The sequence below is a fragment of the Streptomyces sp. NPDC053750 genome (assembly GCF_044544295.1).
Lineage (GTDB): Bacteria > Actinomycetota > Actinomycetes > Streptomycetales > Streptomycetaceae > Streptomyces.
This window is the reverse complement of sequence record NZ_JBITXB010000012.1, coordinates 151,343-172,091: the sequence shown is the minus strand read 5'-3', so window position 1 is coordinate 172,091 and position 20,749 is coordinate 151,343. Positions and strand designations below refer to the sequence as shown.

Here is a 20,749-nt window from a genome sequence, read left to right as displayed (position 1 = left end):
AACTTGCCTTGCTGCTCGATCACTTGAGGTTCCCCTCGTCGTCTGCCGGGGCGTGGGCCGGCTCACTGCTGGACTGCTGGTGGGCTTGGGTGATGCCCGGATGCTGCTTGAGGCCCTCCCAGAAGGCGCCGATCCAGTGCCCCGGCGGGAGTTGCTCGGTCTTCTCGCTCTCGGGCTCCGGTGCCGTGACCGCCGGGATGCCGTTGCGGGCGCGTTCGGCCGCCTCGCGGGCCTCGCGCTCGGCCTCCTCGCGTTCCCAGGCCGCCTGTTCGGCGAGCCGCTGGCTGAGCGGCATCTTGACCCGGCTGCGGCGTTGCGGCAGGCCGCCCGCCGTCCACTCGGTGACCTCGGGAACGTCGTCCTCCAGGGAGACCGTGGCCGGGATGCGGGGACTGGTGGGGCGGCGCTTCTTGGGCCGGCGCTCGGGACCGGGGAGGGCGTCGGGGCCGGGGGTGGGGATCGAGGTGGCGCCGATGCCGTGGGCGAGTCCGACGCCGGGCTCGGTGGTCGTCATGTTGCTCGGGACGATGAGGATGGCCCGGACCCCGCCGTACGCGGAGGCGCGCAGGGCCACGTCCATGCCGTACTGCGTGCACAGCCGGCCGACGACGGACAGGCCGAGACGCGGGTGCTGGCTGAGGTCCTGCACGTCCGTGCCGCGTTTGGCGTCCTCCAGCAGGCCCTCGATGCGGGCGCGGGACTCCTCGCTGAGGCTGACGCCGGCGTCCTCGATCTCGATGCACACGCCGCTCTGCACCTCGGTCGCGGTGACGTGCACCTTGGAGCCGGGCGGCGAGTAGCGGGTGGCGTTGTCGAGGAGTTCCGCCGCGGCGTGGATGACCGGCTCGACCGCGGTGCCCTTGATGTTGACCTTGGCGATGGAGGCCAGGTTGATCCGGCGGTACTGCAGGATCCGCGACATGGCGCCGCGCAGCACGCTGTAGAGGGCGACCGGGTTGGGCCACTGGCGGCCGGGGCGGCCACCGCCGATGACGGAGATGGAGTCGGCGAGGCGGCCGATCAGCGCGGTGCCGTGGTCGATGCGCAGAAGGTCGTCGAAGACCTCGGGGTTGCGGCCGTGGTCCTCCTCCATCTCTCGCAGTTCCTTGTTCTGCTGATGGACGATCGCCTGGACGCGGCGGGCGATGTCGACGAAGGAACGCTCGGCGGACTCACGCATGGCGTCCTGGTGGTCGACGATCTCGCACACCATGCGGATCAGCCTGCGCTGCGGCTCGCCGAGGGCGGTGTACGAGGGGTCGATGTCACCGAGGTGACGCATCGTCTCCGCGGGGGTGTTGCCCCGGCGCAGGTAATCCAGCACCTTCGGCAGGACCTCGGCGCCGAGGTGGACCATTTCCTCGTGGTGGCCGGCGACCCGGCGTTCCAGATACGCACTGTGACGGGCGTGCTCGACGCGCAGGGCCCGCAGGATACGGCCGCGGCGTACCGCTTCGGCCGCCGCGGCGATCACCAGGAGCGTGGCGACGGTGCCGCACAGGGCGACGGCGAGCCGGGCCGGTTCCGTCACGAGGGCGACGGCGGCCCCGGTGACCGCGGCCATCAGTACGGCCGGCAGCAACAGCGTTCGCGCGTAGGGAAGTTCACGGCGACCTGGAGGGGAATCAACACTCACCATGTAGGCCCTCTGAAAACGAATCGGCTGGGATGGGGGAGCTTGCAGCGGGGTATGTCAGTGAGTTGTCGGGATATTCGGCGCATTGGAAACAAATACGCGAATCCACCTCAACTCGGTGCGCTGCGGGCGAGCCTAGTCCGAGCGGATCATCGCCGTGTCATATTCGGCAAGCACCTGAGACGGGCCTGGGAAGTGGAGTATGGTCGGGCTCATTTACACGCTAAGACACCATTCGAACACTCTTAGTAGGTGCGCACGGGCTGGCGTGAGTGACTCACCGTCATGAGCGAATGACAGAGGCCCGGCGGGGTGCCGCCGGGCCTCTGGGACGTGGGGGGCTAGCCCACGGACGAGTAGGCGACCACCCCGCGCAGCAGTGCGTCGACCGCCTTGCGCGCGTTCTTCGGAACGGTCGAGCCGTCGGTGGGCGCGGCGGCCGCGATCTGGCCGAGGACGTCGATCACCTGCTTGCACCAGCGTACGAAGTCACCGGCCGGCATCTCCGCCTCGCGCAGCACCTCGTCGAGGCCCTTGCCGGACGCCCACATGTACGCCGCCCAGGCGAAGCCGAGGTCGGGCTCGCGCTGGCCGACTCCCTCGGTCTGGCTGATCCGGAAGTCCTCCTCCAGGGCGTCGAGGCGGCCCCAGATGCGGACCGTCTCGCCGAGCGCGGCCTTGGCCCTGCCCGAGGGCAGCTTCGGCGCCATGGCGTCGTCGGCGACCCGGGACTCGTAGACCAGTGCCGAGACGCAGGCGGCGAGCTCGGCCGGGGACAGCCCCTCCCAGACGCCCTCGCGCAGACACTCGCTGGCGAGCAGGTCCAGCTCGCCGTAGAGCCGCGCGAGGCGCTTGCCGTGCTCGGTGACCTCGTCGCCGCGCAGGTAGTCCAGCTCCGTCAGCAGCGCGACGATCCGGTCGAAGGTGCGGGCGATGGTGTTCGTCCGGCCCTCGATGCGGCGCTCCAGCTGCGAGGTGTCGCGCAGCAGCCGGTGGTAGCGCTCGGCCCAGCGGGCGTGGTCCTCGCGGTCGTCGCAGCCGTGGCAGGGGTGGGCGCGGATGGCCTTGCGCAGCCGGGCGATCTCCCGGTCGTCGGCGGCCTGGGAGCGCTTCTTGCGGGCCCGCTCCGGCGGGATGTGCCCCGCCTTGGTGCGCAGCGCGGAGGCCAGGTCGCGGCGGGACTGGGGCGAGCGCGGATTGAAGGACTTCGGGATCCGCATCCGCTCCAGCGCCTCGACCGGCACCGGGAAGTCCATCGACGCCAGCCGCTTGACCTGCCGCTCGGCGGTCAGCACCAGCGGGCGCGGCCCGTCGTGGTGCTCGAAGCCCCGGTGGCCGTTGGACCGGCCGGCGGGCAGGCCCGGGTCCAGCACCAGCGCGAGGCCCGCGTACTTGCCGGTGGGGACGTGGATGACGTCGCCCGGCTTCAGCTTCTCCAGGGCCACGGCGGCCTCGGCGCGCCGCTGGTGGGCGCCCTGCCGGGCCAGCTCGGTCTCGCGGTCCTTCAGCTGGCGACGCAGGCCCGCGTACTCGTCGAAGTCGCCGAGGTGGCAGGTCATGGAGGCCTTGTAGCCCTCGAGCCCCTCCTCGTTGCGCTGCACCTGCCGGGAGATCCCGACGACCGACTTGTCCGCCTGGAACTGCGCGAACGACGTCTCCAGCAGCTCCCGCGAGCGGTGCCGCCCGAACTGCTCGACCAGGTTGACCGCCATGTTGTACGACGGCTTGAAGCTGGAGCGCAGCGGGTACGTGCGCGTGCCGGCCAGTCCCGCGAGGTGCTCGGGGTTCATGGCGCGCTGCCACAGCACGACGGCGTGGCCCTCGACGTCGATCCCGCGGCGTCCGGCCCGGCCGGTGAGCTGGGTGTACTCGCCGGGGGTGATGTCGGCGTGCTGCTCGCCGTTCCACTTGACCAGCTTCTCCAGCACCACGGAACGGGCCGGCATGTTGATGCCGAGGGCGAGGGTCTCGGTCGCGAAGACGGCCTTGACCAGCCCGCGCACGAACAGCTCCTCGACGACCTCCTTGAACGTCGGCAGCATGCCCGCGTGGTGGGCCGCGATGCCCCGCTCCAGGCCCTCGAGCCACTCGTAGTAGCCCAGGACGTGCAGGTCCTCGGTCGGGATGGAGGCGGTGCGCTCCTCGACCAGGGAGCGCACCCTTGCCCGGGCGTCCTCGTCATTGAGCCGGAGCCCGGCGTACAGGCACTGCTGCACGGCGGCCTCACAGGCGGCGCGGCTGAAGATGAAGGTGATCGCGGGCAGCAGCCCCTCGGCGTCGAGCCGCTCGATGACCTCCGGCCTGCTCGGCGTCCAGATGCGGGAGCGCTGTCGGCGCTCCCGCTCCCGGTCGGCCTCCTTCATGGCACGGCCGCGCCTGCGGTCCTGGTAGGACGGGCGGCTCGCCTCCATGCGCGCCATGCGCGTGAGGTCGGGGTTGACGGCCTTCTTGTGGCCCTCGCCCTCCTCGAACAGGTCGTACATCCGGCGCCCGGCCAGCACGTGCTGGAACAGCGGCACCGGCCGGTGCTCGGAGACGATCACCTGGGTGTCGCCGCGGACGGTGTCCAGCCAGTCGCCGAACTCCTCCGCGTTGGACACGGTCGCCGACAGGGACACCAGGGTCACCGACTCGGGGAGGTGGATGATCACCTCTTCCCAGACGGCGCCGCGGAAGCGGTCGGAGAGGTAGTGCACCTCGTCCATCACCACGTAGCCCAGGCCGAGGAGGGTCTGTGAGCCGGCGTACAGCATGTTCCGCAGGACCTCGGTGGTCATCACGATCACCGGGGCGTCGGAGTTCACGCTGTTGTCGCCGGTGAGCAGGCCCACCTTGGCCGCGCCGTATCGGCGGCACAGGTCGGCGTACTTCTGGTTCGACAGCGCCTTGATGGGTGTCGTGTAGAAGCACTTCTTGCCCTGCTGGAGGGCGAGGTGGACGGCGAACTCGCCGACGATCGTCTTGCCGGAGCCGGTGGGCGCGGCCACCAGCACGCCCTTGCCGGCCTCGAGTGCCTGGCAGGCCTCGATCTGGAAGGGGTCGAGGCCGAAGTCGTACATCTCGCGGAAGGAGGCGAGCGCGGTGGCCTGCTCGGCAGCGCGCTGACGGGCTGCCGCGTACCGCTCGGCCGGAGAGAGATCCTCTGTCATCGTGCTTTCGAGCGTACCGGGCCGCACTGACAACCGGACGATCATTATCGGGATCGGCCGTGCGGTGGTTCCGTGCCGTGGTTCCGTGGGGCGGCGACGCCTGCCGTCACCGCCCCGGTGACCCTCAGGTCACGTCGTCGTAGCCGTTGACCCGGTCCTTCGTGGCCTGCTCGGGCAGGGCGCGGGCGGTGGTCACGGGCTCGATCTCGCCGATGTCCTCGGGGGTGAGGTCCAGGTCGGACGCCTCGTCGTCGTCGGGCTCGAGGGCCTCGCGGCGGGATCTGCGGCGGTCGTTCAGCAGGGAGACGGCGACGGCGCCGAAGTACAGGACCCAGATCGGGCCGGCCAGCATGACCATGGTCAGGGGGTCGGTGCTGGGCGTGGCGATGGCCGCGAACAGCGTGATGCCCATGATCATCGCGCGCCACCAGCCGAGCATCCGCTTGCCGGTCAGCACTCCGGTGAGATTGAGCATCACCAGCAGCAGCGGCAGCTCGAAGGAGAGACCGAAGACGATCACCATGCGGGTGACGAGGTCGAGCAGCTCGTCCAGCGGCAGCAGGTTGTCGACGTCGCTCGGGGTGAACTCGATCAGCACCTTCGCGGAGGTGGGCAGCACCGCGTAGGCGAAGTAGGCGCCGATGAGGAACAGCGGGGCGCCGGTGGCGACGAACGCGTAGGCGTACTTCTTCTCGTTCCTGTGCAGCCCCGGGGCGACGAACGCCCACAGCTGGTAGAGCCAGACCGGCGAGGCCAGCACGACACCGGCGGTCAGGGACACCTTCAGCGCCAGGGTGAAGGGGCCGAGCAGACCGTTGATGGTGATCTGCGCGCACGGCTCCGAGCCGGCCGTCGACTCGGCCAGCTCCGCGAACGACTTCTCACAGCCGACCGACTCGAGGATCGGCTCGGTGAGGAAGTTGATGATCTCCTGATAGAAGAAGGCGGCGGCCACCGTGATGACGACGATGGCCAGCAGCGCCTTCGCGAGCCGGTTGCGGAGCTCACGAAGGTGCTCCGCGAGCGGCATCCGCCCCTCGGGATCCTTCTCCTTGTTGCGGGCAGGCTTCAGCAACCCACGTTCCCATCTCGTGCGGCGGGCCGGTGGTCACCGGCCCTGCGTCAGCGCTTGGTCGTGTCCGTCGGCTCGGTGACCGGCCGGGAGCTGGTCACGTCGCCGGGGGCGGCCTGGATGGTGCGCTGGTTCGCGGCCTGCTCGGGGTGGGGCGGATCGGCCGGGGCGGCGTCGTCGGACTTGCTCTCGCTCTTCATCGCCTTCGCCTCGCTCTTGAGGATGCGGGCGGACTTGCCGAGCGACCGCGCCATGTCCGGAAGCTTCTTCGCGCCGAACAGCAGGATGATGACGACGAGGATGAGAATGATCTCGGGGGCGCCGAGCCTTCCGAACATAAGTCTTTACCTTCTCACCGAGGCGGCTGGGTGGGGGTGCTGTCCGACCGGTCGGACATACGTCCGATCGATCGTCTTGTGCAGCGATCGTAACGCTCAGGGGTAAACGTGAGGCAATCCCTGTGCGTACTCCCGTTCGCGGCCGGGCCTCGTTTTCCTGGCCGCGACCAGCAGCGTACCGTCACGAGACCGTGAGGTGACAGGGCGAAGTGCCCCAAAACGCATCTCACAGCGACCCGTCAGGTCATGCACAGAGTCCGGCGGCTGCTTCCGGCGTTCACAGCGTGTCCACGGCTCGGGCGGCGCGGGCGGCGCTCTCGGTGGCGCGCTCCAGGTCCTCCGCGGCCCGGCTGATCCTGCGGGCCGAGTCCGTCACCTGCCGGCCCAGGCGCTGCGCCTCGACGAACACCCGCACGGCGAGCACCGCGAGAACGGCGAGACCCAGAAAACCCACGGCAACCGCGAACATCGGCCAGAACATGACGACGAGCCTAGACGGTGGAGTGCAGCCGCAGGGTCCTGACCCCGCCGCCCGTGAGCAGCTCCACGACCCGCTCCCCCGCCGGCTTGCGGACGGCGGACCCGCACTCGGGGCACGTGAACGAGTAGAACGTGGTGCGGCTCGTCGCACCGATGGCCAGGCGCAGGGCGCTCGCGGCGAGCTCGAAACGGCCGCGGCAGTCCGGGCAGCCCGCCCTGAAGACGACCGGCGACACGCGTCGCATGCCGGCGAAGGCGGTCGCCGCCGTCATGCCCGGCCCCCCTGACGCCGCCGACTCGCTCACAGTCCTCGCTCCTGCCCGTCGTGCCGCCCGTCGCCCGGCCCGCCGCCCGCCGTGCCGGCCCCGGCCGCCTCGATGCCGTCGTACGCCGCGAGCGCCTCGCGGGCCGCCTGCCGGGCGCTGTCGGCGAGCTCGGGCGGGGAGACGATCCGCCCGTCACGCCCGAGCCGCAGCGCCAGCCGCCGCAGGGACGCCGGGTCGGGGGTGCGCAGCGTGATGCGCAGCCCGCCGTCGGCCAGCTCGTCCGCGCTGTCGTGCGGGTAGTACTCGGCGACCCAGCGCCCGCCCGGACCGACCTCGACGACGACCTCGGGATCCTCGGCGGCGGGCTGCACCAGCCCCTCCGACAGGTCCCGCAGCTCCACCTCGGGCGGCGCGGACGGCTCGTCCAGGATCCGGATCTCGGCGACCCGGTCCAGCCGGAAGGTGCGCCGGGCCTCGGAGCGACGGCACCAGGCCTCCACGTACGTGTGCCCCACGCTGACGAGGCGGATGGGGTCGATCTCTCGCTCGGTGACCTCGTCGCGGGCCGGCGAGTAGTAGCGGATCCACAACCGGCGGCGCTCCGAGATCGCCCGGTCGACGTCGGCGAAGACGCCGCCCTCGGACTCGAAGGTGACGGACAGGCGCGAGCTGGCGCCCGCGGCCTCGCCCGCCGCGGTCTCCACCTTGGCGGTCGCCCGCAGCAGCGCCTGCCGGTCGCTCTCGCGCAGCCCGGGCAGGGTCGCCACGGCCCGCGCGGCGACGAGCAGTGCCGTGGCCTCGTCGGCGGCCAGCCGGAGCGGCTCGGCGGCCTCCGCGCCCAGGGCGGCCGGGTTGTGCCACCAGATGCGCTCGCCGTCGGTGTCGATGTCGAGGAGATCGCCGCCGCGGAAGCTGGTGCCGCACATGGGCAGCACGTCGAGGTCGGAGACCAGCTCGTCCTCGGTGATGCCGAAGGCGCGCGCCACGTCCTCGACCCGGGCGCCGGGGCGCTCGCGCAGATACGTCACCAAGGACAGCATCCGCCGGGTCTGGTCGATGGCGTTCACGGGCCTGACCGGTTTGCCTGCCACTGTGTTGTCCGCTCCCCCTCAGCCCTTGGCGACGGCACGCAGCCGGTCCACCACGTCCGCACGCAGCTCCGCGGGTTCCACGACCACCACGTCCGGCCCGAACTCCACCAGCCAGGCGTCCAGGCCGTGCCCGTACGGAATCTCCAACTCGTCCCAGCCGTCACCCAGTTCCCGCACGGCGGAGGCCTTCGCCCGAAGGGGGTAGCCCGCGCCCGTGCGCAGCCGGATCCGCGCGGAACGGTCGGCGGTCTCCCCGGCCCAGCTCGCCACCGTCTCGCGGACGGTGACGACGTCGGGCACGGGGGCCGTGAACCGCGCACCGCGCGAACGCACCCTGCCGGTGATCCGCGACAGCCTGAAGACCCGCTCGGCCCCGCGGTCCCGGTCGAATCCGGCCAGGTACCAGTGGCCGCGCCAGCACTCCAGTGCCCACGGCTCGACGTGCCGCGGCTCGGGCTGTGCGGCGTTGGCCTTGCGGTAGTCGAAGACGACGGGGCGCCGGTCGCGGCAGGCCAGCATCAGCGGTTCGAAGGCCGCCTCGTGCACCGGGATCCGCGGCTCCAGCGCGCTGTGCGCCTCGTACGGGTCGACGTCCTCCGGCAGCCCGGCCGCGCGCAGCTTCTGCAGCGCGCCGCTCGCGGCACCGGCCAGGCGGGCCTGCTGCCACACCTTGGCGGCTAGCCCGAGCGCGGCGGCCTCCTCGGCGTCCAGGGTGATGGGCGGCAGACGGTTGCTGTCGCGGCGGGCCAGATAGCCGACCTCGCCGTCGAGGCCCTCGACGGTCTCGATGACCAGCCCGAGCTCCCTCAGATCGTCCTTGTCCCGCTCGAACATGCGGTTGAAGGAGTCGTCGGAGCCCGCTTCCAGATAGGCCTCAATGGACTGGCGCAGCTCACGCTTGCTGAGTGGCCGCCGCGTCCCGAGCAGACACAGCGCCAGGTTCATCAGCCGCTCGGCCTTGGCAATGGCCATCGACGCCCTTCTCCCTATGGTGCTTACGACGGATGACCGTACCGCCCCGCGGTGGCGTGGCAAAAGCCGAGGGCCCATGCCCGGACAGGCATGGACCCCAGGTGACCGGCTCTGATCACTGTCCGTTCGGACTCCGCTCGAACTGCGACCGGGCGGCGACCGGACTTCGGACTTCGTGCGTCGATCAGACTCCGAGGAGGTCGACCACGAAGATCAGCGTCTCGCCGGGCTTGATCGCCGGGGTCGGGCTCTGGTTGCCGTAGGCGAGGTGGGCCGGGATGGTCAGCTGGCGCCGGCCACCGACCTTCATGCCCTGCACGCCCTGGTCCCAGCCCGCGATGACACGGCCGCCACCCAGCGGGAAGCGGAACGGCGTACCGCGGTTCCAGCTGGCGTCGAACTCCTCACCCGTGCTGAAGGCGACACCCACGTAGTGCACGGTGACGGTCTGACCCGCCTGCGCAACGGCGCCGTCGCCCTCCCAGATGTCCTTGATCTCGAGGTCCGCCGGGGGCTCGCCACCCGGGAAGTCGATCTCGGGCTTGTCGATGCTCACGTGTTCAGCTCCTGCTTGTCTACGGAAAGGCAACGGCCCAAGTCTTACATCTCCCAGGCGTCACATCTTCGCCAGGATGTCCACCGAGAACACCAGCGTCGAATCCTTCTCGATGCCGCTGCCCTGCGGCGGGTTGTCGCCGTAACCGAGGTCCGGCGGGATGACGATGAGGACGCGGCTGCCGACCTTCTTGCCGGTCAGGCCCTGCGACCAGCCCTTGACGACCTGCTGGAGCGAGAACGACGTCAGCTGCTTCCTGCCGTACGTCGAGTCGAACTCCTTGCCGCTGTCCCACACCACGCCCTTGTACTGCACCAGCACGCTGTCCTGGGCACCGACCTCGGCGCCGTCACCCTCCAGGACGTAGTTCGCCACGAGCTTCTTCGGCGCGTCGGCCTTCGGCACCTCGATGGAAGGCGCCGCGCCGTCGGTGTTCGTTCCGACCTTGGGCAGCTTGGCGTCGTCCTGGGGAACCGCCTTGCCCTTGGCGGAGCTCTTGGTGCTGAAGGTGTCCTGGACGTCGACCACGAAGACGAGCGTGTCGGAGCCCTTGATGCCCGCCTCCTCGTTGCCCTGCTCGCCGTAACCCCAGGTGGGCGGCACGGAGAACTGGACGCGGCTGCCGGTCTTCTTCCCCGTGAGCGCGTACCGCCAGCCGTCGATGATGCTGCCCTGGGCGAGCTGGATGACCAGCGGGGTCTTGCGGTCGTAGGAATTGTCGAAGACCTTCGCGCTGGCCCAGATCTGGCCCAGGTAGTTCGCCACGACGAAGTCGTTCTCGGCGACCGCCTTGCCGCCGCCCGCGATGACCGTCTTCACCGCCAGGTCCTTGGACGGATCACCGCTGCCCTTGGCCACGGTCGGCTTCTCGCCGAACTTCGTCCCCGCCGTGATCGCCGGCAGCGGACCGTCGACGATCTTCGGCGGCGGCGCGGACGTGGCCGACGCCTCGGGCGTCTCCGGGTCACCGGCGACGTCCGAACCGGAGTCGTCGTCACCGCATGCGGCGAGCGTGACCAGTCCGGCGGGAACTGCGATGAGGAGTGAGCGTCGGCGCACGGTGGGGGCCTCGTATCGGTGTCGGTCGGTCTTGCTGGATGGCGTGCGCGCAACTCTACGGCGTGAGAAGGGCACCGTACGGATAACGTACGGTGCCCGTGTGGCGTTCCGCCCTTTCGCGCGGAAGCGCGTGTCTCACCTCGACGGCTCACATCCCGGTCACATCCCGGCGATCAGCTTCTCCACCCGGTCGTCCACCGAACGGAACGGGTCCTTGCACAACACGGTGCGCTGAGCCTGGTCGTTGAGCTTGAGATGCACCCAGTCCACGGTGAAGTCCCGGCGCTGCTCCTGAGCACGCCGGATGAAGTCACCGCGCAGCCGCGCCCGAGTCGTCTGCGGCGGCACGGACTTGCCCTCGAAGATCTTCAAGTCGTTGGCGACCCGGGCGGCCTGGCCCTTCTTCTCCAGCAGGTAGTACAGGCCACGACGACGGTGGATGTCGTGGTAGGCGAGGTCTATCTGCGCGACCCGCGGATGCGACATGGTCATGTTGTGCTTGGCCCGGTACCGCTCCAGCAGCTTGTACTTCATGACCCAGTCGATCTCGGTGTCGATGCGGTCGAGATCCTCCGCCTCGATCGCGTCCAGCGTGCGGCCCCACAGCTCCAGCACCCGCTCGACGGTGCCGGTACGGATGCCGCGGCGCTCGCAGAAGTCCACGGCCTTCTCGTAGTACTCCCGCTGCACCTCCAGCGCGGACGCCTCCCGGCCACTGGCCAGACGCACCTTGCGCCGCCCGGTGATGTCATGGCTGACCTCACGGATCGCCCGGATCGGGTTCTCCAGGGTGAGGTCGCGCATCACCGTGCCCGCCTCGATCATGCGCAGCACCAGGTCGGTGGCACCGACCTTGAGCAGCATGGTCGTCTCGGACATGTTCGAGTCGCCCACGATGACATGCAGACGCCGATAACGCTCGGCGTCGGCATGCGGCTCGTCGCGGGTGTTGATGATGGGCCGGGAGCGGGTGGTCGCCGAGGAGACGCCCTCCCAGATGTGCTCGGCCCGCTGGCTGACGCAGTACACGGCACCGCGCGGCGTCTGCAGCACCTTGCCGGCACCGCACAGCAACTGCCTCGTCACCAGGAACGGAATGAGGATGTCCGCGAGCCGCGAGAACTCCCCGTGCCGGGCCACCAGGTAATTCTCGTGACAGCCGTAGGAGTTGCCGGCGGAATCGGTGTTGTTCTTGAAGAGGTAGACGTCGCCCGCGATTCCCTCCTCGTGCAGGCGTCGTTCGGCGTCCACCAGGAGTCCCTCGAGAATGCGCTCGCCCGCCTTGTCGTGGGTGACGAGTTCGATCACGTTGTCACATTCGGGTGTCGCGTATTCCGGATGTGATCCCACGTCGAGATAGAGGCGGGCCCCGTTGCGCAGAAAGACATTGCTGCTACGGCCCCATGACACGACACGGCGGAAGAGGTACCGCGCCACCTCGTCAGGCGACAGGCGGCGCTGTCCCCTGAACGTGCACGTGACGCCGTACTCGTTCTCCAGCCCGAAAATGCGGCGGTCCATGACTGAACATTACGCCTGATGACCCGAACTGAAACGGGGTTCGACGGCACGGTTTGGATCATTTTCCGATGAAGCCGCAACCACCGCCTCCCGGGCGGGAGCTGCAAGGACCCGCCCGGTGCACGCCAGCACGAGCAACGACACCGCCCCCGCCGCCCCGGGCAGCACAAAGCCCCACAACGCCCCGCCGTGCTCGACGACCGGCCCGGCCAGGCCCGTTCCCACCGACGCACCCACGGTGAACGTCGTCACCAGCCACGAGAACGCCTCCGTCACCGTGCCCCGCGGCGCGTGCACGTCGACCAGCACGAACGCGCAGGCGATGCACGGCGCCAGGAAGACACCCGCCAGCACGGTCAGCAGCACCATCGCCACCGCCCCCGGCATCAGCGTCAACGGCAGGTAACACACCGCCAGCAGCGCCACGAGCACCCGCAGTCGCCGCGCCGGGTCACCCGCCCACTGCCGGGCCCCGTACACGGCACCCCCCACCAGCGCGCCGAGACCCAGCGCCGCCATCAGCCAGCCGTAGACGGCGTCGCCGCCGTGCTCGTCGGCATACGGCACCGACGCCACGGTGATCGACCCGAGCGCCATCCCGATGAACAGAAACGCCCCCAGCAGCGCCAGCAGCCCGGACGAACGCAACGCGCCCAGCCAGTGCGCCTCGCGCGGCGCCGACCGCCACGCACGCGAAGGCGGCGACACGACCACGGACAGCGCACCCAGCACACCCACCGCGTTCAGCACGAGCAGCGCCACCTGGGGCGACCACAGCGACACACACACCGTGACCAGCAGCGGCCCGACCGTGAACATCACCTCCTGCGCCACGGCGTCCATGGCATACGCCGTGTGCACCTGGTCCTCCTTGGGGAGCACACTGGGCCACAACGCCCGCAGACCGCCCTCCAGCGGCGGCGTGAACAGCCCCGCGGCCCCCACCGCCACGTACGCGAGGGCGACCGCCCCGGTACCGACGAAGGCGAACAGCGTCATCGCCAGCCCCGACAGCACCGCGGCCGGCAACTGCACCCGTGGCTGCCCGTGCAGATCCACGAGCCGGCCCAGCACGGGCTGCCCCACGGCGTTGGCGACCCCGTACACGGCCGCGAGCGCCCCCGCCAGGCTGTACGAGCCGCCCTCGGCCCGCACGAACACGACCCACCCCTCTCTCTGGAGTGAAGCGCCCCGGAACGAACCAGCCCCGACCGAACCGGCCTGGAACGAACCAGCGACGTTTTACGTATAACTACCGCCGTCATACGTACCATGTCGCCTGACTACGCGTCCAGACAAGAGAGCAGGCCAACGGTGGCACGAGGCAGCACCCGCCCCACCAGCCGGGACGTCGCCCAGGCCGCCGGCGTCTCCCAGGCCGCGGTCTCCCTGGTACTCGGCGACAAATGGCGCGGCCGGGTGTCCGAACCCACGGCCCAGCGCGTCCGCCAGGCCGCACACGAACTGGGCTACCGCCCCAACCTCGCCGCCCGCAACCTCCGCCTCGGCCACACCCGCACGGTGCTCCTCGTCGTCCCCGCACTGACCACGGAGTTCTTCGCCGAGGTCTACACGGGCGCCGCACGAGTCGCCGCCGAACACGGCTTCGGCGTGGTCCTCTACCCCTCCCCCGAAGGCATCGGCCCCGCCAGAGACCCCTTCGCCTCCGCACAGGCCGCCCTCGACGGCGTCATCGCCTCCTCCATGGCGGCCGACGCCCTCACAGCCATCCGGGGCGACCAGCTCCCCCTGGTCATGCTGGACAGCGACCCCGAGGGCAGCCTCGGCGCCGCGACCGTCAACCTCGACATCGCCGACGGCATCCGCCAGGTCGCCGAGCACCTGCTGTCCCTGGGCCACCGCCGCTTCCTCCATCTCGCGGCAGACGTCCCGTCCTGGACCTTCGAAGTACGCGCCCGCGAACTGGCCACACGGCTGGCCGCCGTCCCCGGCACCGAGCTGAGCACCATCCACGCCCCCATCTCGATCGAGGGCGCCAGGACCGCCACGGAAGCCGCGCTCGCCGCCCCCGGACCCCGGCCCACGGCACTGGTCTGCGACGACGACAAACTCGCAGCCGGTGCCTACAAGGCAGCCCGCCGCGTCGGACTGCGCATCCCCGACGACCTCTCGATCACCGGCCTGGACGACCTCGGCCTCGCCACCGCCATCGACCCCGAACTCACGACGGTCCGCCTCGACGCGGAACGCTTCGGCGAACACGGCATGCGAGCCCTACTGGCCGTCCTGGACGGCCGGCCCCCCGAGGAGGGCGACATCCCCGTGCACCTCGTGATCCGCGGCTCCACAGCCCCACCACGCTGAACGCCTCCGGGCCCGCACCCGACACGGGTGCGGGCCCGGAGGCGGGTGACGGGACGCGCTACGCCCCGTCCTTGCCCTCGTCCTCGCCGTCCTCCAGGGACACCTCGGCGCCACCCGAAGCCAGCAGCCGCGACAACTGACCCCCCACGATCCGCTTGAACTTCCGCTTCTGCGGACGCGTGCGGTCCAGCACGGCCACCTCCAGCCGCTCCGCCGGAATCTCCCGCTCGCTGCCGTTCGTGTCACGCGACAACGCCTGCACCGCGAGCTTCAGCGCCTCGGACAACGTCATGTCGTCCCGATGCCGCTGATCCAGATACCCGCTGATCTGCTCCGCGTTGCCCCCGACAGCGACCGACCCGTGCTCGTCCACGATCGAGCCGTCGTGCGGCAACCGGTAGATCTGGTCACCGTCGGCACTGTCACCGACCTCGGCGACAACCAGCTCCACCTCGTACGGCTTCTCGGCCTGGCTGGAGAAGATCGTGCCCAGCGTCTGCGCATAGACGTTGGCCAGACCCCGGGCGGTCACATCGTCACGGTCATAGGTGTAACCCCGCAGGTCGGCGTACCGCACCCCACCGATCCGCAGGTTCTCGTACTCGTTGTACTTACCGGCGGCCGCGAAGCCGATCCGGTCGTAGATCTCGCTGAACTTGTGCAGCGCACGGGACGGGTTCTCGCCGACGAACACGATGCCGTCGGCATACTGCAGCACGACCAGGCTGCGGCCACGGGCGATGCCCTTACGGGCGTACTCCGCCCGGTCCGCCATCGCCTGCTGGGGTGAGACATAGAACGGCGTCGACACCGGTTACCCGTCCCTTTCTGTCGAAGTCACTGGACCACCTGCCCTCAACACAACAACCCGCCCGCTACAGCAGCGCGGCCCGCGGGCCGTCGGGCTGCTCCAGCCGCCGCTCCAGAACCGAGCGGGCGAGCTCCGAGGACTCGTCCTCGGACAGCCGGCGGAAGCCGTCCTCGGTGATCACAGTGATGATCGGATAGATCCGGCGCGCGACATCGGGACCACCGGTCGCCGAATCGTCGTCCGCCGCGTCGTACAGCGCCTGGACCACGAGCGTCGTGGCCTGCTCCTCGCTCAGATCGTCACGGAAGAGCTTCTTCATCGCACCGCGCGCGAAGACCGACCCCGACCCCGTGGTCGCGAAGTTCTTCTCCTCGGACCGCCCACCCGTCACGTCGTACGAGAAGATGCGCCCGATGCCGCGGTCCACGTCGTACCCGGCGAACAACGGCACCACGGCCAGGCCCTGCATCGCCATGCCCAGGTTCGACCGGATCATCGTGGACAGGCGGTTCGCCTTGCCCTCCAGGGACAGCTGGGCCCCCTCGACCTTCTCGAAGTGCTCCAGCTCCAGCTGGAACAGCTTCACCATCTCCACGGCCAGCCCCGCCGTACCGGCGATACCCACCGCCGAGTACTCGTCGGCCGGGAAGACCTTCTCGATGTCCCGCTGCGCGATCACGTTACCCATGGTGGCCCGCCGGTCACCGGCGAGAACGACACCACCCGGGAACGTGACCGCCACGATCGTCGTGCCGTGCGGCGCCTCGATCACACCCTGCACGGGCGGCAGCTGCCGGTTGCCCGGGAGCAGCTCCGGCTGGTGCTCACCGAGGAAGTCCATGAAGGAGGAGGATCCCGGCGTCAGGAAGGCAGCTGGTAGACGCCCGGTGCTACGAGTGTTGGCTTCCACGCGTTTCCTTCCAGGTAGTCGGCAGCTCGGTTCATCACGTCGGGGGCATCCCTCAACAGGCCGAGGCCGGAATTGCAGTTGAAGCACAGTACGCCACGGACCCTACCCGTCTTGTGGCAGTGATCCACCTGAACGGCAGGAGCCTTGAGACAGATCACGCAGAGCCCCGCCTGAGTGGCCACCATCTCGGCACGCTGGGCTTCAATGAGGCCGTACTTCCGGCGAAGGTGACCTGCCGGATCAGTGGCCGCCTTGCAGGCCTTGCAGCGGCTCGCAAGGCCATCGGGCGCACTGGCCGTGCGTGGCCACTCGCCATGAGGCTTCACCTCGCCGCAGCCCCGGCAGTGCTTGCGCCCCGGCGGGACAGGCACTCGCGCACGGCCCGCCCCTTGGCCGCCTGCCGGGAGTGCTCCGCGGAGCACTCCCGGCAGTACGCCTGAAGGCCATCACCCACGGAGCCCGCCGTCAACCTTCGATTCGAAGGAGAAATGGGCTTACTGCCCACCCTTTTGAACGAAGGAACGCACGAAGTCCTCGGCATTCTCCTCGAGCACATCGTCGATCTCGTCCAGGACGGAGTCCACGTCGTCGTTGAGTTTCTCCTGGCGCTCCTTGAGGTCCTCGGAGGCCTGCGCGTCCTGCGCCTGCTCCTCGACCTCCTCGGTGGAACGCGTGGCCTTCTGCTGCCCGCCGCCGGTGTCCTTGGTCGCCATAACCCTCACCCCGCTCGGTTCGCCCGACACAATTGCTCGGTCAAGATCAGACCCTACAAGCCGGGTCCGACATCGGCCCCGCAGTTTCTCCAACGTACGGGGGCCATCTCGATGGTTCCCGGACCCGGTGACTTTGCACCCTGTCCGGCGGTCTCCTCCGTGTACCCGCTCGGTACTGTCACCCCCCGGACAGGACCCTGACCAGGTCCTCCGCGGTGCGGCAGCGGTCCAGGAGCTCCTTGACGTGATTACGCGTTCCGCGAAGCGGTTCCAGGGTTGGCACCCGCTGGAGCGAGTCCCGGCCCGGCAGATCGAAGATCACCGAGTCCCAGGAGGCCGCTGCGACATCGTCCGCGTACTGCTCCAGGCAGCGCCCGCGGAAGTACGCCCGGGTGTCCTCCGGCGGCTTCGTGCGGGCCCGCTCGACCTCCTGCTCGTCCAGCAGCCGCTTGATGCGGCCGCGGTGCACCAGCCGGTTGTACAGGCCCTTGTCGGGCCGTACGTCGGCGTACTGGAGGTCGACCAGGTGCAGCCGGGCGGCGTCCCAGTCCAGGTTGTCCCGGCGCCGGTAGCCCTCCATGAGCTCGCGCTTGGCGACCCAGTCCAGTTCGCCGGCGAGGCTCATCGGGTCGTTCTCGAGCCGGTTGAGCGTGTCCTCCCAGCGGCCCAGGACGTCCTTGGTCTGGTCGTCGGCGTCCGCGCCGTAGCGTTCCTCCACGTACTTGCGGGCCAGCTCGTAGTACTCCATCTGCAGCTGGACCGCGGTGAGTGTCCGGCCGCTGCGCAGGGTGACCAGGCGCTTGAGCGTCGGGTCGTGCGAGACCTGGTGGAGGGTGCGCACCGGCTGGTCCACGGCGAGGTCGACGGCGATGAATCCGTCCTCGATCATCGACAGGACCAGGGCGGTCGTGCCCAGCTTGAGGTAGGTCGAGATCTCCGACAGGTTCGCGTCGCCGATGATCACGTGGAGGCGGCGGTACTTCTCCGCGTCCGCGTGCGGTTCGTCCCGCGTGTTGATGATCGGCCGCTTCAGCGTGGTCTCCAGCCCGACCTCGACCTCGAAGTAGTCGGCGCGCTGGCTGAGCTGGAAGCCGTGTTCGTGTCCGTCCTGGCCGATGCCGACGCGGCCGGCGCCGGTGATGACCTGGCGGGAGACGAAGAAGGGCGTCAGGTGGCGCACGATGTCCGAGAAGGCGGTTTCCCGCTTCATCAGGTAGTTCTCGTGGGTGCCGTAGGAGGCGCCCTTGTTGTCGGTGTTGTTCTTGTAGAGGTGGATGGGCTGGGCGCCGGGGAGCTGTGCGGCCCGCTCGGCGGCCTCGGCCATGATGCGTTCGCCGGCTTTGTCCCACAGGACGGCGTCCCGCGGGTTGGTGACCTCCGGAGCGCTGTACTCGGGGTGGGCGTGGTCGACGTAGAGCCGTGCTCCGTTGGTGAGGATCACGTTGGCGAGGCCGATGTCCTCGTCGGTGAGCTGGCTGGAGTCGGCGGCCTCACGGGCGAGGTCGAAGCCTCGCGCGTCCCGCAGCGGGTTCTCCTCCTCGAAGTCCCAGCGGGCCCGGCGGGCCCGGTGCATCGCCGCCGCGTAGGCGTTGACGATCTGGGACGAGGTGAGCATGGCATTGGCGTTCGGGTGGCCGGGGACGGAGATTCCGTACTCCGTCTCGATGCCCATTACTCGCCGTACGGTCATGCGGCCCTCCTTGCCCGGCGGTGCCCGTGGTGGGCGCCGCTCAAGTACCGCTGGCGCTCCGATGCGTGTGCGGTGCCCGTCCCCGCACTGCGCGACTCGGCGGTACGGAAGAGCCTAGAACGCCTTTGCGCTGGTGGGGAGATCATTTGCGGCATTGCCTTGCTCCAGTCGGGGCTCCGGAAAACAGTCGGCTGCGGGTACCCGGTGAGGGCACCCGCAGCCGCCCCGCCTTTTACAGGTACTGACCGGTGTTTGCCACCGTGTCGATGGAGCGTCCGGTGTCCGCGCCCTGCTTTCCGGTGACGAGGGTGCGAATGTAGACGATCCGTTCGCCCTTCTTTCCGGAGATCCGGGCCCAGTCGTCCGGGTTGGTGGTGTTGGGCAGGTCCTCGTTCTCCTTGAACTCGTCCACGCAGGCCTGGAGGAGGTGGGAGACGCGGAGCCCCTTCTGGTTCTTCTCGAGGAAGTCCTTGATCGCCATTTTCTTGGCGCGGCCCACGATGTTTTCGATCATGGCGCCGGAATTGAAGTCCTTGAAGTAGAGGACTTCCTTGTCGCCGTTGGCGTAGGTGACTTCCAGGAAGCGGTTTTCCTCGGTTTCGGCGTACATCTGTTCCACCGCCGTCTGGATCATGCTCTGGACGGTGGCCGCCTTGTCCTTGTCGTGTTCCGAGAGGTCTTCGACGTGGAGGGGGAGGCGCTCGGTGAGGTACTTGCCGAAGATGTCCTTGGCGGCTTCGGCGTCGGGGCGCTCGATCTTGATCTTCACGTCGAGCCGGCCGGGGCGCAGGATGGCGGGGTCGATCATGTCCTCGCGGTTGGAGGCGCCGATCACGACCACGTTCTGCAGGCCTTCCACGCCGTCGATCTCGGCGAGGAGCTGGGGGACGATGGTGTTCTCCACGTCCGAGCTGACGCCGGAGCCGCGGGTGCGGAAGAGGGATTCCATTTCGTCGAAGAAGACGATGACGGGGGTGCCCTCGCTGGCCTTCTCCCGGGCCCGCTGGAAGACCAGGCGGATCTGCCGCTCGGTCTCGCCGACGTACTTGTTGAGCAGCTCGGGGCCCTTGATGTTGAGGAAGAAGCTCTTGCCGGCGGCCTGGCCGGTCACTTCGGCGACCTTCTTGGCCAGTGAGTTGGCGACGGCCTTGGCGATGAGTGTCTTGCCGCATCCGGGGGGCCCGTAGAGCAGGACGCCCTTGGGCGGGCGCAGCTCGTGCTCGCGGAAGAGGTCGGGGTAGAGGTACGGGAGCTCGACCGCGTCGCGGATGGCTTCGATCTGTCCGCCGAGGCCGCCGATCTGCTCGTAGCCGATGTCGGGGACCTCTTCGAGGACGAGTTCCTCGACCTCGCTCTTGGGGACGACCTCGTAGACGTAGCCGGAGCGGGGTTCGAGCAGGAGTGCGTCGCCGGGTCGGATGTTGATGCCGCGCAGTGGTTCGGCGAGGCGTACCACCCTCTCCTCGTCGGTGTGCCCGAGGACCAGGGCGCGCTCGCCGTCCTCGAGGATCTCCTTGAGGGTGACGATGTCGCCGACGCTCTCGTACTCCATGGCCTCGACCACGTTGAGTGCTTCGTTGAGCATCACTTCCTGGCCGCGTCGGAGCTCGTCGAGCTCGACGCTGGGGCTGACGTTGACCCGGAGTTTGCGGCCGCCGGTGAAGATGTCGGCGGTGCCGTCCTCGTTGGCCTGCAGGAAGACGCCGAAGCCGGCGGGCGGCTGGGCCAGCCGGTCGACCTCTTCCTTGAGGGCCACGATCTGGTCTCGGGCCTCGCGGAGTGTGTTGGCGAGTCGCTCGTTCTGGGCGGATACGCCGGCCAGGTTGGTCTGCAGCTCGACGATCCGCTCTTCGAGAATTCTCGTGTGCCGCGGAGAGTCGGCGAGCTTGCGTCGCAGGACGGCGATCTCCTGCTCAAGATAGGCGACCTGCCCGGCCGGGTCCTCGGACCCGCGTCCCGGGCGGATGCCGCGGTTCATGTCGTCGTCGTGGGCTGCCACGGTCCTCACCTCCTCCAAGGGGAGCTGGACGCTTCCAGACCCTACCTGGGTGGGTGTCGATTGAAACCCCTAGATCACAAAGACGGTCGGGGTGTGTCCGATCTTCACCCTTGCGCTCTCCCTCACGCCAGGGGAATACCCACGGAACGTGGATGGAACCC

Annotated in this window: 18 protein-coding genes and 1 pseudogene; 1 reads left to right on the top strand and 18 read right to left on the bottom strand. The window is 69.3% G+C overall.

Annotated features, from left to right (window positions below; genetic code table 11):
• Window positions 1–19 precede the first annotated feature (19 nt).
• The 12 genes and pseudogenes from ACIGO6_RS29695 to ACIGO6_RS29640 all read right to left on the bottom strand — a co-directional run.
• On the bottom strand, window positions 20–1,639 hold the full coding sequence (locus tag ACIGO6_RS29695) for a sensor histidine kinase (RefSeq protein ID WP_399881674.1): 1,620 nt from the start codon (window positions 1,637–1,639) through the stop codon (window positions 20–22).
• Window positions 1,640–1,977: 338 nt separating this feature from the next.
• Window positions 1,978–4,830 (bottom strand): DEAD/DEAH box helicase, encoded by a 2,853-nt coding sequence (locus ACIGO6_RS29690; protein WP_399881672.1) that lies wholly within the window; start codon window positions 4,828–4,830, stop codon window positions 1,978–1,980.
• Between the two features lie 79 nt (window positions 4,831–4,909).
• Window positions 4,910–5,860 (bottom strand): twin-arginine translocase subunit TatC, encoded by a 951-nt coding sequence (gene tatC, locus ACIGO6_RS29685; protein WP_399881670.1) that lies wholly within the window; start codon window positions 5,858–5,860, stop codon window positions 4,910–4,912.
• 47 nt (window positions 5,861–5,907) lie between these two features.
• A complete protein-coding gene (gene tatA, locus ACIGO6_RS29680; protein ID WP_217141429.1) occupies window positions 5,908–6,195 on the bottom strand; it encodes a Sec-independent protein translocase subunit TatA in 288 nt (95 codons plus the stop codon).
• A gap of 277 nt (window positions 6,196–6,472) precedes the next feature.
• Window positions 6,473–6,676, bottom strand: a complete 204-nt coding sequence (locus ACIGO6_RS29675) for a hypothetical protein (protein ID WP_399881668.1) — start codon at window positions 6,674–6,676, stop codon at window positions 6,473–6,475.
• 10 nt (window positions 6,677–6,686) lie between these two features.
• On the bottom strand, window positions 6,687–6,947 hold the full coding sequence (locus tag ACIGO6_RS29670; protein ID WP_399881666.1) for a hypothetical protein: 261 nt from the start codon (window positions 6,945–6,947) through the stop codon (window positions 6,687–6,689).
• Between the two features lie 29 nt (window positions 6,948–6,976).
• On the bottom strand, window positions 6,977–8,032 hold the full coding sequence (locus ACIGO6_RS29665) for a helix-turn-helix transcriptional regulator (protein WP_399881664.1): 1,056 nt from the start codon (window positions 8,030–8,032) through the stop codon (window positions 6,977–6,979).
• Window positions 8,033–8,050: 18 nt separating this feature from the next.
• Window positions 8,051–9,004 carry a helix-turn-helix transcriptional regulator gene (locus tag ACIGO6_RS29660; RefSeq protein ID WP_399881662.1) on the bottom strand — a complete coding sequence of 318 codons (954 nt, stop codon included), beginning with the start codon at window positions 9,002–9,004 and terminating at the stop codon, window positions 8,051–8,053.
• Between the two features lie 184 nt (window positions 9,005–9,188).
• Window positions 9,189–9,560 (bottom strand): FKBP-type peptidyl-prolyl cis-trans isomerase, encoded by a 372-nt coding sequence (locus tag ACIGO6_RS29655; protein ID WP_399881660.1) that lies wholly within the window; start codon window positions 9,558–9,560, stop codon window positions 9,189–9,191.
• 60 nt (window positions 9,561–9,620) lie between these two features.
• A complete protein-coding gene (locus ACIGO6_RS29650) occupies window positions 9,621–10,619 on the bottom strand; it encodes an FKBP-type peptidyl-prolyl cis-trans isomerase (protein WP_399881658.1) in 999 nt (332 codons plus the stop codon).
• A 159-nt stretch (window positions 10,620–10,778) separates the two neighbouring features.
• The gene (gene pafA / locus ACIGO6_RS29645; RefSeq protein WP_055416065.1) at window positions 10,779–12,140 is read right to left on the bottom strand and encodes a Pup--protein ligase; all 1,362 of its coding nucleotides are present in this window, start codon (window positions 12,138–12,140) and stop codon (window positions 10,779–10,781) included.
• Window positions 12,141–12,149: 9 nt separating this feature from the next.
• Window positions 12,150–13,304 (bottom strand): annotated as a pseudogene (locus tag ACIGO6_RS29640) (MFS transporter); the annotation flags it as partial.
• Between the two features lie 150 nt (window positions 13,305–13,454).
• On the opposite strand from ACIGO6_RS29640, the gene ACIGO6_RS29635 reads away from it, so the two are divergent.
• A complete protein-coding gene (locus ACIGO6_RS29635) occupies window positions 13,455–14,465 on the top strand; it encodes a LacI family DNA-binding transcriptional regulator (RefSeq protein ID WP_399881655.1) in 1,011 nt (336 codons plus the stop codon).
• A 58-nt stretch (window positions 14,466–14,523) separates the two neighbouring features.
• Here the strand turns inward: ACIGO6_RS29635 and prcA are convergent, their stop codons facing one another.
• The 6 genes from prcA to arc all read right to left on the bottom strand — a co-directional run bounded on the left by prcA (window position 14,524) and on the right by arc (window position 20,588).
• On the bottom strand, window positions 14,524–15,276 hold the full coding sequence (gene prcA / locus ACIGO6_RS29630; protein WP_399881653.1) for a proteasome subunit alpha: 753 nt from the start codon (window positions 15,274–15,276) through the stop codon (window positions 14,524–14,526).
• A gap of 64 nt (window positions 15,277–15,340) precedes the next feature.
• A complete protein-coding gene (prcB, locus tag ACIGO6_RS29625) occupies window positions 15,341–16,186 on the bottom strand; it encodes a proteasome subunit beta (protein WP_399881651.1) in 846 nt (281 codons plus the stop codon).
• A complete protein-coding gene (locus ACIGO6_RS29620; protein ID WP_399881649.1) occupies window positions 16,138–16,371 on the bottom strand; it encodes an endonuclease VII domain-containing protein in 234 nt (77 codons plus the stop codon). The genes prcB and ACIGO6_RS29620 overlap by 49 nt, the downstream gene beginning before the upstream one ends.
• A gap of 309 nt (window positions 16,372–16,680) precedes the next feature.
• Entirely contained in the window at window positions 16,681–16,899 is a 219-nt protein-coding gene (locus ACIGO6_RS29615) for a ubiquitin-like protein Pup (protein ID WP_053128307.1), read from the bottom strand.
• A 178-nt stretch (window positions 16,900–17,077) separates the two neighbouring features.
• A complete protein-coding gene (dop, locus tag ACIGO6_RS29610; RefSeq protein WP_399881647.1) occupies window positions 17,078–18,589 on the bottom strand; it encodes a depupylase/deamidase Dop in 1,512 nt (503 codons plus the stop codon).
• Between the two features lie 232 nt (window positions 18,590–18,821).
• On the bottom strand, window positions 18,822–20,588 hold the full coding sequence (gene arc, locus ACIGO6_RS29605) for a proteasome ATPase (protein ID WP_399881645.1): 1,767 nt from the start codon (window positions 20,586–20,588) through the stop codon (window positions 18,822–18,824).
• Window positions 20,589–20,749: the final 161 nt, after the last annotated feature.

What these genes read in the sequence shown, in the direction of transcription:
- ACIGO6_RS29695 (WP_399881674.1), bottom strand. Translation starts at nt 1,639, where the DNA reads ATGGTGAGTGTTGATTCCCCTCCAGGTCGCCGTGAACTTCCCTACGCG.
- ACIGO6_RS29690 (WP_399881672.1), bottom strand. Translation starts at nt 4,830, where the DNA reads ATGATCGTCCGGTTGTCAGTGCGGCCCGGTACGCTCGAAAGCACGATG.
- tatA (WP_217141429.1), bottom strand. Translation starts at nt 6,195, where the DNA reads ATGTTCGGAAGGCTCGGCGCCCCCGAGATCATTCTCATCCTCGTCGTC.
- ACIGO6_RS29675 (WP_399881668.1), bottom strand. Translation starts at nt 6,676, where the DNA reads ATGTTCTGGCCGATGTTCGCGGTTGCCGTGGGTTTTCTGGGTCTCGCC.
- ACIGO6_RS29670 (WP_399881666.1), bottom strand. Translation starts at nt 6,947, where the DNA reads ATGACGGCGGCGACCGCCTTCGCCGGCATGCGACGCGTGTCGCCGGTC.
- ACIGO6_RS29660 (WP_399881662.1), bottom strand. Translation starts at nt 9,004, where the DNA reads ATGGCCATTGCCAAGGCCGAGCGGCTGATGAACCTGGCGCTGTGTCTG.
- pafA (WP_055416065.1), bottom strand. Translation starts at nt 12,140, where the DNA reads ATGGACCGCCGCATTTTCGGGCTGGAGAACGAGTACGGCGTCACGTGC.
- ACIGO6_RS29620 (WP_399881649.1), bottom strand. Translation starts at nt 16,371, where the DNA reads ATGGTGGCCACTCAGGCGGGGCTCTGCGTGATCTGTCTCAAGGCTCCT.
- ACIGO6_RS29615 (WP_053128307.1), bottom strand. Translation starts at nt 16,899, where the DNA reads ATGGCGACCAAGGACACCGGCGGCGGGCAGCAGAAGGCCACGCGTTCC.
- dop (WP_399881647.1), bottom strand. Translation starts at nt 18,589, where the DNA reads ATGACCGTACGGCGAGTAATGGGCATCGAGACGGAGTACGGAATCTCC.